This is a genomic window from Cereibacter johrii (assembly GCF_001720585.1).
GTDB classification, from domain to species: domain Bacteria; phylum Pseudomonadota; class Alphaproteobacteria; order Rhodobacterales; family Rhodobacteraceae; genus Cereibacter_A; species Cereibacter_A johrii.
On the sequence record NZ_MABH01000064.1, the window covers coordinates 1 to 12,329 of the forward strand.

Genomic DNA, 12,329 nt, shown 5'->3' on the forward strand with positions numbered 1-12,329 from the left:
CCGTGCCCCAGCGCCACGCCGGCAGGCAGCGCGCTCACCCGCAGCTCGGTGCCGCGCGTGGGCATGGCGGACAGCATCGACAGGACGCGGCTCTGGGCCTCGCCCGGATCTCCGCCCAGCGTGACGAAGGCTGCAAGCGCGCTCATTGCCCGGCTCCCGTCGCAGGTTCGGCCACCGGATCGGCCCGGCCCGAGCTTTCGTAATCCAGAAGCGCGCGGTGGTGGCGATAGTCCATCGCCGTGCCGCCGAGCGCGATGACATTGCCGGCCAGAAGCCAGGCATGGGGGCGGAAGTCGCTGTCGCGTCCCGCAGGCAAGGACAGCCGCACCGTCGAGGCATAGCCCTTGCGGGCGAGGATCCTCTGCCCCGCCAGCGCCTGCGTGAGACAGGTGGCACCGGGGATCAGCCGCGCCGCTGCGGTCACGCTCCAGGCCACCACCCGCAGATCCGACTGCGGCGCCTCGCGACAGGCTCCGAGCGCCGCCGTCGCGGCCCGCACCTCGTCCGTCCGCCGCCGGGCGATGGCGAGGCGCACCGCGGCCACCGTCATAAGGGCCTGCCACAAGGCCCGTGCCTCGGCCGGCCGGAGCGAGAGGAGGCGGCGCAGTCGACGCATGGAGCCTCCGTCAGGACAGGGTCACGAGCCGGTGCGCCGCGAGGTCATCCACCAGCTTGCGGATGTCGCCCTCGCAGACCGCCGGGTCGACCCGGTAGCGGTCGGCCACGCGTCCGACCAGATCCTCGAGCGTGATCGGCTGGCCAAGTTGCGACCACACGAACTCGCCCACGGCGTTCATGCTGAAATAGGAGTTGCTGCTCGTGTCGAAGATGGCGATGCCATCGCCGAACGCGCAGGGAACGCAGCCTTCGGCCGCCCTGATGCTCACGGTCATTATTCCTTGGATTAAATGTCTTTCATGGGTCGAGGCAGTCGCGGACTGCCTCGACCCGTCGTCAACTTCGTCCTGAAATCAGGAGAAGGTCAGGTCGCCCCGGGGGGTGTCCACCGGGAACGAAGCGTCGAGCGACCAGCCGTCGGTCGCACCATGGGTCATCGCTTCGAGCGTGCCATGAACGCGCAGCACGGGAGCTTCGTACGCAAGGGTTTGGATGTTGTTTGCCACGTCAAATTTCCTCAGGATAAGGTATCTTCGGCCTATAGGACCGATCCAAAGCCTGTGTCCGGACGAGTATGAAGTCAACGCGGGTAGAGTCCGGGCGCAGGGCACTCGGACGGTGTAACGAAAATATTTATCAATTGGCGTGGATAATGCAATCATTAGTTGAAGTCAAAATGACAGATAATCTTTTCACGAAAAAGATGCTGCCCGAAAAATCATCAGATTCAACAACCTTAACGCGAAGGGCCTCACTCGAATGGCGACTCCGACCTCAATTTGAGGTAGGAGCGCCTCTCCCTCCTGCGAGTGATTCGAGAGTGGGACCGGAAGCCGGACGAAAGGGACGGGATGACCTTCGCGCCTGAACAGTTCGCCCTCGTGCGCCAGCACGAGTGCCGGACGGAAACCGAAGCCCTGCGCAGGGCGCTCGCCCGCAGCTTCGGCGACCCCGTGGGGCTTCCCGAGGGCGTGACGCCCGGGGTGCTCTTCGAGATGGGACGGCTGAACAAGGTGGGGCTTTTCCTCGCGCCCCGTCCTGCCGACCTTCCCGCCGACTGGTCGGCGATGGCGCCGCAACTCGAGACGATGCGGCTTCAGACCGCTGCGCGGAACGGTCACAGCCTGCGCACGAGCCTCGAGGTGGCGCGGCTGATGCAGGAGGCGGGGATCGCCCACGTCCAGTTCAAGGGCCCGCTTCAGCAGATCGCGCTCTATGGCGGCCCCTGCTGGAAGCCCACGGGTGACGTGGATCTTCTGGTGGCAGAGGCCGACCTGGCCGCCGCGGCGGCGGCCCTGCGCGCGGCGGGATACGTCCCGCAGGAGGCAGAGCTCGCCGACTGGTGGACGCGGCATCTGGGCGAGCAGCATTTCCGCCGCCCCGAGGGCGGGCCTGTGGTGGATCTCCACCACCGGCTGCAGCAGCCCGGTGCGCCGCGGCCCCGGCAGACGGCGGATTTCCTCGCCCGCGCCATGGACATGTCCCACGCGGGACAGAAGGTGCCGATGGTGTCCGCGCCCGACCGCTGCCTCGTCGCCGCCATCGGCGTGGTCAAGGCCTTCGTCGCGCAGGAGCCCTGCGCGGGCCATCTCTGCGATCTCCGGGCGAGCCTCGACCGGCTCAGCCCCGACGAGGCGCGCGCCCTGTCCGGGATCGCGGCGGTGCAGGGGCTGACCGAGACGCTCGCGCTCGCCAGCCACGGGGTCGACGCCTTGTTCGAGGGCTTGGCTCCCCGCCCCTATGCGCAGGGGCCGAACCCGCTCGGCCCCCTGTCCGCCCCGGATCTGCGCCGGATGCTCGTCGCGCCCTGGCAGCCCGGCCTTGACTGGCCGCGCCGGAGCCGCATCCTCTGGGCGCTGTCGGGCCGCCATCCCCTGCGCTTCGCGCGCGAGACGCTGGCGGCAAAATCGTCCGAAGCCCACCGCCTCTGGCTGAAGGGGCTGATCCGCTCCGGCCTGATTGCCCGCCGTGAAGGAAAAGCCGCATGAGCGACATCTGCGTCATCATCGCCGCCTACAATGCCGAAGCCACCATCGGGCAGGCCGTGACCTCTGCCCTCGCCGAAGCCGAGGTGGCCGAGGTGGTCGTGGTCGACGATGCCTCCTCCGATGCCACCGCCGAGGCCGCCCGGGCGGCCTGCGACGGCAGCGGTCGGCTGATCGTCGAGCGGCAGGCGCAGAACGGCGGGCCGTCGGCGGCGCGCAACCGCGCCATGGCGCTGTCGCAGGCGCCGCGCATCGCCATTCTCGATGCCGACGACTTCTTCCTGCCCGGCCGCTTCGCGCGGCTCGACCCGAACCTCGATCTCGCTGCCGACAATATCGTCTTCGTGACGCCCGATCATGCGGCCCGGCTCGATCCCGCCCGACTGCCCGCGGCCCCGGCCGGGGTCGAGATGCTGGACGCCGAACGGTTCGCGCTCGGCAATCTGGCTCAGGGGGTGCATCGCGGAGAACTGGGCTTTCTGAAGCCCGTGATGTCGCGCGCCTTCCTCAGCCGCCACGGGCTTCGCTATGACGAGCGCATGTGGCTGGGCGAGGATTTCGACCTCTACATGCGGATGCTGCTGCTGGGCGCGCGCTTCGGCCTGACGCGGGCGATCGGCTATGCTGCGGTCCAGCGCGGCGCGTCGCTCTCGGGGCGGCACCGGACGGCGGATCTGGCGGCGCTGGAGGCCTGCTGCCGCGCGCATCTGGAGATGCCCGCCTCTGCCGCTACGCAGGAGGCGATGCGCCGCCATCTGCGGCAGGGTCAGGCCAAGCTCCTGCTGCGCCAGTTCCTCGACCGGAAGGCCGAGGCGGGTCTGGGCGCGGCGCTTGGATTTGCGCTCGCCCCGCCCGCGCGCTTCCTGCCCATCGCGAAGGGGGTCGCGCGGGACAAGATCGCCGCCCTGCGGCCGCCCGCCCCCCCCCGGGCCGAGCGGTTCCTGCTGCCGGTCTGACGGGCCGCGGGCCGGTCCGCGCGGCCGGCCGGCTCGCGGGCCAGTCAGCGTGCCCTTCCGGGTCGCGGCTCTGCTTCGTCCTCCTCCTCGTCGGACGCATCACGCCGATGGGTCCGCCGCGCCGGCTCGTCCTCCTCCGCCGCCGGATCCCCGAGCTCTTCCAGCGCCACGTCCTCTTCGAGGTCGGAATCGAAGGCCGTGTCGAACTCGCCCCCGATGGGCTCATCCTCCGCCGTCTCCTCTTCCTCCTCCTCCTCGAACGTCCAGGCGGCGAGCTCGGCCCCGGGGGGCAGCGCCAACCTGCTGCCCTCGGGCAGCACCACCTCGGCGCGGGTCCAGCGCGGCACCAGCCAGAGCCAGAACAGCCCCTCCTCGCCCTCGGCGCAGATGTCGAGCTCGTGGCGCGCCGCGAGATCGGAGAGAAGCGCCGCCTGCTGCGCGGGGGGCCAGGGATGGGGCTGCTCGGGCGGCAGGAGCGGTGGTACCGCCACCAGCCGCTGCCCCTCGCCCACGGGCCGCGGATCGGCCGAGAGCACGATCGACAGGGGATGCGGCTCGACCGCCTCAGCCGCCCGCCGCCCCAGCCGCTCGCGCAGGCTCCGCACCAGCTCGGCCATCAGAACCGGCCGGCGCAGGAGGGCCGCCAGCGCCGCCACCGGCCGCCGGGCCTTGATCGCGGCCACCAGATGCTCGAAGGCCAGAAGCCGCACCAGCCTCGCCCGCCTGCGCCGCATCGTGGCCAGAAGCGCCGCATCGGTCTCGCCCGCCGCCGACCGGTCGTGTGCCGCGAGGAGCGGCTCCAGCGTGCCCACCGACAGCCGGTGCGAGATCGAGGCGGAATGGCGACGGTAGAGATAGAGCGCCTCGGGCAGGAGCGCGAGCCGCGCCCCCGACAGGAGAAGGCGGAGATAGAGGTCGTAATCCTCGCCCACCCGCAGCGTCTCGTCGTAGCGCAGGGCCCCCCAGGCCTCCCGGCGCACCAGCGGCTTGAGATAGCCCATGGGCGGAAGATCGTCCGACCCGCCGTTTGCCGCGACGAAGGTCGCCGCATCCACCGCCATCGGCTCGACCAGATGCAGGCTCTCCAGCAGCGTGCGGCCGCTCGCGTCCGGCGTCTCGCCGAAGAACAGCATGTCGTCGGCCACCGCATCGACCCCGAGCGCCTCGGCCGCCGCGAGAAGCCGCGCCAGACGGTCGGGGTGGAGCACATCGTCGGAATCCATCACCGCGAGCCAGTCGCCGCTGGCCGCCTCGAGCGCGCGGTTGCGCGCAGCCGACGGGCCGCCGTTCTGCGCCATCGCGATCACGCGGACGCGATCGTCCGTGGCCGCGATCTCCTGAAGCAGCGCCACGCTCTCGTCGCCCGAGGCATCGTCCACCACGATGAGTTCGAGATCCGCATGGCTCTGGCGCAGCACCGACTCCACCGCTTCGGGCAGATAGGCCGCGCCGCGGTAATTCGCCATCAGCACCGAAATCCGCATAAGTCCTCCGCCCAAGCCCGAATCGTCCCTGTGTAACCGCCCTGTGCGAAGGGCGTAACCCGGTGCAGCGCCGAGCCGCGGTCGGGGGGCCCAGTCTGCCAACTTATGCGGCACCGCGGCAAGCTGTTGCCAATGTGATCGGGGAGAGGTCGCCACGGAGGCCCGCGCCGCCTAACGTCTGGACCGAACAGAAACGGAGCCCCCGATGAGTCCCCGTCAGACCCTTCTGCGCCGCTGCCTTGCGGCGAGCCTGCCCCTCCTCCTCGCCCTGCCCGCGGCGGCGCAGGACGGACCCGCCTCCTTCCGCGAGGATTTCGACCGCATCGACGGCAAGCGCTGGTTCATCTCGGACGGCTGGACCAACGGCAAGCACCAGAACTGCGACTGGTCGCAGAAGGCGGTGCGCGCCGAGGACGGCATCCTGAAGCTGATGTATTTCACCGACCCCTCGGGCGAGGGCAAGAACCGCTGCTCGGAGATCCAGACGCAGGAGCGCTACCTGCATGGCACGTTCGAGGCCCGTGTGCGCACCGATCACCGAACCTCGGGGATCAATGCGGCCTTCTTCAGCTATATCGGCCCCGTCCATGGCGAGCCCCATGACGAGATCGACTTCGAGATCCTGACCCGCAACACCTCGTCGGTCGATGTGAACCCCTATGTCTCGGGCGAGCCGAAGAACGGGGCCAAGGTCGCGCTCGACCCGCCCACCGACGAGGACTGGCATACGTTCTCCTTCATCTGGGAGCCCGAGCGCATCCGCTGGTTCGTCGATGGCACCCTCGTCCACGAGGCGACCGAGACGCTGCCCGTGACCGCGCAGAAGATCTTCTTCAGCCACTGGAGCACCGATGTCCTGACCGAATGGATGGGGGCCTACCGCGCGCCGCAGAAGCCGGTCGCGCTCGAGGTCGATTGGGTGGCCTGGACCGCGCCGGGAGAGACGTGCCAGTTCCCCGAATCCGTGCTATGTCAGCTGGAGAACTGAGGAGACGCCTGACCCGATGACCGCCGTCCGACCGCGCTCCCCCCGCTCCGCCGGGGTCTTCATCGACGTCTGTCCGACGGCGGTTCTGGCGTTCCTCACGATCATGTGCCTGCTGCTCGTGCAGTGGGTGGGCTCGATCGCGGCGGCGGGCTTCCTCGCCTCGGGCTGCCTCCTCGTCGTCAGGCGGCCCCAGACCGCGCTTCTCGAGATCCGCCGCTACTGGATGATCTTCGCGCTCGCGGGCTGGTGCCTCTTCACGGTGCTCTGGTCGCAATATGCCTCGCTGAGCCTGCGCTACGGCATCCAGCTCTGCGTGACCTTCGCCATTGCGGTGGCCATTGCCAACCGGCTGTCGCCGCTCGTCTTCCTGCGCATCCTGTTCAGCGCGCATCTTCTGGCGGCGGTCCTGAGCGTGCTCTTCGGGCGTGTCCGGTCGGACGGGAACGGCTGGCTCGGCATCTTCGGCTCGAAGAACGCCTTCTCGCTGCCGATGTCGACGCTGATGCTCTGCGCCTTCGCCATCATGCTCGACCGCAATCAGCCGCGCAGCTGGCGGCTGGTGGCGACCGGGGCCTTCCTGCTCGGGACCTTCCTGCTGATCCAGGCCCAGTCGGCGGGCCAGCTGCTGGCCACCGGCGCGGCGCTGGCCTTCGCCCTGCCCTTCTTTCTCGGCCGCTGGCTCACCGTGACCCAGCGTCTGCTGCTGGCGGGCTTCACGCTGGGGCTCGGGATCGTGGTGACGATCCTGCTCGTCGCGCTGCAGGACGAGGTGATGGCGCTGATCCTCGAGACGACGGGCAAGGACGCGACCCTCACCGGCCGCACCGAGCTCTGGGCCCTGGCCTTCCGCGAGATCGTGCAGCATCCCTTCACCGGCGTCGGGTTCCAGGCCTACTGGGTGCCCGGAAACCCCGGAGCCGAGGCGATGTGGAGCGAGTTCGGCATCTCGGGCAAACGCGGCTTCCACTTCCACAACACCTTCATCTCGAACGCGGTCGAGATCGGCGCGATCGGGGTGGCGATGCAGGCGGCGGCGCTGTTCGGCGCGCTCGGCCTCGCGGTGCTCTGGGCGTTCCGCGAGCCTCGGGCCGAGTCCATCTTCCTCACCGCGCTGATGATGCGCAGCGCCGTGCTCAGCATGTCCGAGGTGGTGGGATACACCCAGTTCGACCTGATGACCCTGATGCTGGTGGCGGCACTGGTCTATGGCGTGCGCCGGATGCGCGAGGCGCGCCTGCCCGCCGGCGCCCCCGTCCACCGCAGGGTGCGCCTGCCGTCGGACGGCCCTCCCACCGCAGCCGCCTGAAGCCGACGCGACCGTCCCGGAGCCTCGGGCCTGACAGGGTGCAGTCCGAGACCGGCCGCACTTGCGCCTTCCGGTCGGCATCAGGATGGAGAACGGCTCCACCCCGACGCCCATGAAAAAGGAGGGGCCGCTGCCGGCGCCCTCCTGAAAGATCAGCGTTCGATGTCCCGCCGCGGCGGGCGCGCGCCCCTAGTTCGTCGAGGGCGCCCGCAGGGTCATCTGCACCATGTCGCCCGGTTCGAGCCGGACATCCATCGCGTCGGGGATCTGGCGCATCTCGTTGCCCGAAAAGCGCATCACCACGACATCGCTCATGGCGGCGATGGTCGAGGGGTCGGCCGCCACATCCTTGCCGCCCGCCTGACTCAGGAGCGACACCGACAGGCTGCGCTGCGTGTCGATCTTGCGGTCCATCTCGAGGATCTGCGCCTCGACCTCCTGCAGCTGCGAGGCGATCTCGGACGAGCGGCCGTCGATCAGCGCGATCCGGTCGCGCTCGGCGGTGGTGATGCCCTGACGCGCGCGCAGGATGGCCGTGGAGGTGTCGAGCAGCTGGCTCTCGACCGTCGACAGGGTGCGCTGGGTCTCAAACAGGCGGCCGCTGGCGACGAGGCCGCGCTCGGATAGGTTCTTGGCGTTGGCGGTCTCCTTCTCGGCCAGCGCGCGCTGGGTCTCGAGCTGACCCGTCTTGGCCTGCAGCGCCTCGATCTCGGCCTTCAGGAGCTCGCTCTGGGCGTCGATGGCGGCGAGGTTCCGGTCGACCTGATCGCGGCGGAGATCCATGAAGGACTGCTCCTCGGCCAGCAGCGCACGTCCCCGCGCCGTGTCGAGCTCGGGCACCGGGCCGAGCTCGGTCTGGTTGTCCCGCTCTGCCAGAAGCCGCGCGCGCCGGGCCATCATCCCCTCGCGGCTGTCGAGAAGGATGCGCAGCGCCCCCTCCTCGGAGATCAGGTCGCGCACGAGGGCGGGCGTGCTGCGGATCTCGTCGCTGGGGCCGCCCGCCATGGCGATGGCCTGCCGTGCGGTCAGGCCCGGGCGGAAGACGACCTCGCCCGGCTCGCGCACATGGCCCGCGACGATGATCGGGCGGTATTCGGCGATCTCGATGGTCGCGTCGGGCATGTCCGGCAGCGCGAGGCGCTCCATCAGCCCGTCGGCAATCAGCGTGCCGAGCTGGGCGGGCGTGTGGCCCGCGGCCTCGACCGGGCCGAGGAACGGGACGGAGATCGTGCCATCCGCATTGACGCGATATTCCCCCGTCATCGCCTCCCACTCGCGCATGGTGCCGTCGACGGGCTGCCATTCCAGCACCCGCAGGCGGAGCAGGTCGCTCTCGCTGATCGTGTAGCTGTCGGCCAGAACAACGCCGGGGACGAGCGCGGCGACGAACAGGGGAAGGAGGTGACGGCGCAGGGCGGCCATTCGGATACCTTTCTGAACATGAAGGCGCGGCGGGAGCTTCCGCCGCGGCCGCTGCCAAAAGGAGTGGGACGTCAGCAGGAGCCGCGCGAGCGAAGCACCGCCGGGACCGTGCGCAGGATGATCGCGAGGTCGGCAAGGACGGTCCAGCGCATCACATAGTAGCGGTCCAGCAGGACGCGCTGCCGGTAGCTGAGGTCACTGCGGCCGCTCACCTGCCACATGCCGGTGAGGCCCGGACGGGTGCGCAGATAGTGACCGGCCGACCCGCGGTAGCGGCGCAGCTCGGCAGCGACCACCGGGCGCGGGCCCACGACGCTCATTTCGCCCGCGAGGATGTTGAACAGCTGCGGCAGTTCGTCGATCGACAGCATCCGGATCACGGCCCCGATCGGGGTCACCCGCGGATCCTTGCGGAGCTTGCGGTCACGCTCCCATTCCCGCTGCGCCTCGGGGTTGGCGCGCAGATAGCGTTCGAGCACCACGTCGCCGTCCACCACCATCGAGCGGAATTTCCAGCAGCGGAAGGTCCGCCCGCCGAACCCCACGCGCTGGTGGCCGTAGAGGATCGGGCCGTTGCTGCCGAACCAGATGATCAGCGCCACGCCGATCATGAGCGGCGCCAGAGCGATCAGCGCCGTCACCGCGATGGCCACGTCGATGAGGCGCTTCAGCACACCTCCCACGGGAGCCGAGGCCGCCTCGGCAACCGGAGGCAGCGAGGACAGGTAGAGGTGATCCGGACTGACGTTGTCCGGAGTCAAAGACGATTGTGGATTGAATTCCATGAAACACCTGTTGCTTTTGAGTGTCGCCACTCAGGCACGGACCGACTTTAATCCAGAAATTGCTGAGCCTTGTCGTGCCAAGTCTTCCGGGTTGATTATTGTCCAAATGAGAACAAGAATTTCTAACGCTTTCGCTAAAGTGTCAAGACATGCCCATTTTCAGGGCGGTTTCTTCATCGTGGATGTGCGGATTTTCGCTGCACCCGCGAAATTGGATGATCCTAATCATTCTGAACACTGGGGTTCCACCATGAGGCGAGGGTGATTCTCCGGCGAGGCTCCAGCTTCTATGATCCTCGCTGATTCTAGGCATTTTTCAAGGCCGAGATTGATTGTTCGCGCCCTGCGGGGATCCCGGAATCCCCCGCAACTCAAGGAAGTAATTGCAACATCTCCAGGTAGAACGAACGCGGCGCACGGTGAGCGTGGCGCGAAGAACCGGACGCCCCTGCCCCGGCCCACCGGAAAGCCTCCGGGAAGATCAAGGTCCCTTTCCCACCGCAGGCGGAGCCCCGCCGCTGCAGCTGCATCGATCTTCCGCGGCGGCGCAGCACGGGCGCGGACCTCCTGTGATGAACGGTTGGGCGGCCGGACAGGGTCGCAGCCCCTCCAGAGACCCGCCAACACGCGGCGTCCGGGATGGTTCCCCCAGAGGCCCGGTCCTCGTGCCCGAAAGCTCGCGCGCCCCGGCCACAGGAAAGGGCCTCGGACCCGGCGCCGGACCTGCGTGCTTTACCCCCGGCGCCCGCTCGTCTAAGCAGATGATCGAAAAAGAGAGAGGCCCATGCGCATCCTGATCACGAACGACGACGGCATCAACGCTCCCGGCCTTGAGGTGCTCGAGCAGATCGCCCTCGAACTGGCAGGCCCCGACGGCGAGGTCTGGACCGTCGCCCCCGCCTTCGAGCAGTCCGGCGTCTCGCACGCGATCAGCTACACGCATCCGATGATGATCGCCAAGCTCGGGCCGCGCCGCTACGCAGCGGAGGGGAGTCCGGCCGACTGCGTGCTCGCCGCCCTCTACGACGTGCTGCAGGGCGCCCGCCCCGACCTCGTCCTGTCGGGCGTGAACCGGGGAAACAACTCCGCCGAGAACGTGCTCTATTCCGGCACGGTGGGCGGCGCGCTCGAGGCGGCGCTGCAGGGGCTGCCTGCCATCGCCCTGTCGCAGTTCCTCGGCCCCGAAACGGAGGGTCTTGCCGATCCGTTCGAATGCGCCCGCACCCATGGCGCGCGCATCGTGCGCCTCCTCCTTGAGCGCGGGCTCTGGGACGGCGAGGATTACAGGCTGTTCTACAACGTGAACTTCCCGCCCGTGCCGGCTGCGAACCTGCGCGGCCATCGCGTGGCGGCGCAGGGCTTCCGGCGCGACACCTCCTTCGGGGTCGAGCCGCACATGTCGCCCTCGGGTCGCCGCTTCCTCTGGATCCGAGGCGGCGCCCAGCAGAGCCCGACGCTGCCCGGCACCGACGCGGCCGTGAACCTCGAAGGGTTCGTCTCGATCACGCCGCTGCGCGCGGATCTGACCGCCCATGACCGGCTGGCCGAGCTGGAGGCGCTCATCGGATGACGGCAGAGGCAGACGGGGAGGATCCGGCCGAACGCAAGATGCGGTTCCTGTTCGCCGTCCGCTCGCGGGGCGTCACGGATGCCCGCGTGCTCGCCGCCATGGAAAGGATCGACCGCGGCGCCTTCGTCCGCGGCATCTTCGCCGACCGTGCCTACGAGGACATGCCGCTGCCCATCGCCTGCGGCCAGACCATCAGCCAGCCCTCGGTCGTGGGGCTGATGAGCCAGGCGCTGGCGGTGAACCCGCGCGACAAGGTGCTCGAGGTGGGAACCGGCTCGGGCTATCAGGCCGCCGTCCTGAGCCAGCTCGCCCGCCGCGTCTACACCGTCGACCGTCATCGCCGCCTCGTGCGCGAGGCGACGGAGGTCTTCCACCGCCTGTCCCTGACCAACATCACCGCGCTCATTGCGGACGGCAGTTTCGGCCTGCCCGAGCAGGCCCCGTTCGACCGGATCCTCGTCACTGCCGCCGCCGAGGACCCGCCCGGCCCCCTGTTGGCACAATTGAAGATCGGCGGTATCATGGTCGTCCCGGTCGGCCAGACCGATGCGGTGCAGAACCTGATCAAGGTGACCCGGCTCGAGCAGGGTTACGATTACGAGGAACTTCGTCCGGTGCGCTTCGTGCCTCTGGTCGAAGGCATCGGGTCGGACTGACCCGTCACCGGGGATTGCCCGGACAGTCCGCCGGCGCAGAGCAGTGCCGAAGTGGCTCCGGGATCCCGCCCGGGCGATCGACAAGCTCCGGGATCAACCCGGACCGCAAGACGAGAGGCAGAGCATGTTCCACCGTCCCACGCGCGCAGGCGCCCTTTGCATGACGGCAACGCTGACGATCCTCGCCGCCTGCAGCAGTTCGGAGCTAGACTGGGATCTGCGCGGTCGCCCCGGCGGACTCAGCACGTCCGAGGCAGCGCGGGCGGTCAGCGCCCCCCGCCCCCGCGCCGACGATCGCGGGATCATCTCCTATCCGACCTATCAGGTGGCCGTCGCCCGTCAGGGCGAGACGGTCGCCTCGCTCTCGAGCCGGCTCGGGCTCGATGCCACGCAGGTCGCGAGCTACAACGCCCTCTCGCCGCAGAACCCTCTCCGCGCGGGAGAGGTGGTCGTGCTGCCGCAACGGGTGGCGGCAGCGCCTGCCGTGGCCCCGGCGCCCGTCATGACGGCGCCCGGCGCGGCCAGCCCCGGCGGCATCGACGTGACCGCCATCGCCACG

The 12,329-nt window shown here is 69.2% G+C and carries 13 protein-coding genes; 8 read left to right on the forward strand and 5 right to left on the reverse strand.

Annotated elements, in window-relative coordinates; all coding sequences use genetic code 11:
• Nucleotides 1-142: 142 nt before the first annotated feature.
• Together A9O63_RS04390 and A9O63_RS04395 are read right to left on the reverse strand one after the other, a co-directional pair.
• Nucleotides 143-616: a lasso peptide biosynthesis B2 protein gene (locus A9O63_RS04390; RefSeq protein ID WP_069330836.1), complete on the reverse strand. Its 474-nt coding sequence runs from the start codon at nucleotides 614-616 to the stop codon at nucleotides 143-145.
• A 10-nt stretch (nucleotides 617-626) separates the two neighbouring features.
• On the reverse strand, nucleotides 627-893 hold the full coding sequence (locus A9O63_RS04395) for a PqqD family protein (RefSeq protein WP_069330837.1): 267 nt from the start codon (nucleotides 891-893) through the stop codon (nucleotides 627-629).
• A gap of 576 nt (nucleotides 894-1,469) precedes the next feature.
• On the opposite strand from A9O63_RS04395, the gene A9O63_RS04400 reads away from it, so the two are divergent.
• Nucleotides 1,470-2,606: a nucleotidyltransferase family protein gene (locus tag A9O63_RS04400; protein WP_069330838.1), complete on the forward strand. Its 1,137-nt coding sequence runs from the start codon at nucleotides 1,470-1,472 to the stop codon at nucleotides 2,604-2,606.
• Entirely contained in the window at nucleotides 2,603-3,559 is a 957-nt protein-coding gene (locus A9O63_RS04405) for a glycosyltransferase family 2 protein (RefSeq protein ID WP_069330839.1), read from the forward strand. The genes A9O63_RS04400 and A9O63_RS04405 overlap by 4 nt, the downstream gene beginning before the upstream one ends.
• 44 nt (nucleotides 3,560-3,603) lie before the next feature.
• Here A9O63_RS04405 and A9O63_RS04410 read toward each other — a convergent pair whose 3' ends face one another.
• Nucleotides 3,604-5,043, reverse strand: coding sequence for a glycosyltransferase family 2 protein (locus A9O63_RS04410; RefSeq protein ID WP_069330840.1), 1,440 nt, complete (start codon nucleotides 5,041-5,043; stop codon nucleotides 3,604-3,606).
• A gap of 205 nt (nucleotides 5,044-5,248) precedes the next feature.
• On the opposite strand from A9O63_RS04410, the gene A9O63_RS04415 reads away from it, so the two are divergent.
• Both A9O63_RS04415 and A9O63_RS04420 read left to right on the forward strand, forming a co-directional pair.
• Nucleotides 5,249-6,031, forward strand: coding sequence for a family 16 glycosylhydrolase (locus A9O63_RS04415; protein WP_069330841.1), 783 nt, complete (start codon nucleotides 5,249-5,251; stop codon nucleotides 6,029-6,031).
• Between the two features lie 16 nt (nucleotides 6,032-6,047).
• Nucleotides 6,048-7,337, forward strand: coding sequence for an O-antigen ligase family protein (locus A9O63_RS04420; RefSeq protein ID WP_069330842.1), 1,290 nt, complete (start codon nucleotides 6,048-6,050; stop codon nucleotides 7,335-7,337).
• 189 nt (nucleotides 7,338-7,526) lie between these two features.
• Here A9O63_RS04420 and A9O63_RS04425 read toward each other — a convergent pair whose 3' ends face one another.
• Nucleotides 7,527-8,759 (reverse strand): polysaccharide biosynthesis/export family protein, encoded by a 1,233-nt coding sequence (locus A9O63_RS04425; protein WP_069330843.1) that lies wholly within the window; start codon nucleotides 8,757-8,759, stop codon nucleotides 7,527-7,529.
• A 71-nt stretch (nucleotides 8,760-8,830) separates the two neighbouring features.
• Nucleotides 8,831-9,433 carry a sugar transferase gene (locus A9O63_RS04430; RefSeq protein WP_227471882.1) on the reverse strand — a complete coding sequence of 201 codons (603 nt, stop codon included), beginning with the start codon at nucleotides 9,431-9,433 and terminating at the stop codon, nucleotides 8,831-8,833.
• Between the two features lie 109 nt (nucleotides 9,434-9,542).
• Here A9O63_RS04430 and A9O63_RS22625 point away from each other — a divergent pair, with 109 nt between their 5' ends.
• The 4 genes from A9O63_RS22625 to A9O63_RS04445 all read left to right on the forward strand — a co-directional run.
• The gene (locus tag A9O63_RS22625; protein WP_141703038.1) at nucleotides 9,543-9,809 is read left to right on the forward strand and encodes a hypothetical protein; all 267 of its coding nucleotides are present in this window, start codon (nucleotides 9,543-9,545) and stop codon (nucleotides 9,807-9,809) included.
• 519 nt (nucleotides 9,810-10,328) lie between these two features.
• Nucleotides 10,329-11,114 carry a 5'/3'-nucleotidase SurE gene (gene surE / locus A9O63_RS04435; RefSeq protein WP_002719696.1) on the forward strand — a complete coding sequence of 262 codons (786 nt, stop codon included), beginning with the start codon at nucleotides 10,329-10,331 and terminating at the stop codon, nucleotides 11,112-11,114.
• Nucleotides 11,111-11,770, forward strand: coding sequence for a protein-L-isoaspartate(D-aspartate) O-methyltransferase (locus A9O63_RS04440; protein ID WP_002719695.1), 660 nt, complete (start codon nucleotides 11,111-11,113; stop codon nucleotides 11,768-11,770). The genes surE and A9O63_RS04440 overlap by 4 nt, the downstream gene beginning before the upstream one ends.
• 160 nt (nucleotides 11,771-11,930) lie before the next feature.
• On the forward strand, nucleotides 11,931-12,329 hold a 399-nt coding region (locus tag A9O63_RS04445), incomplete at its 3' end, for a LysM peptidoglycan-binding domain-containing protein (RefSeq protein ID WP_167354607.1).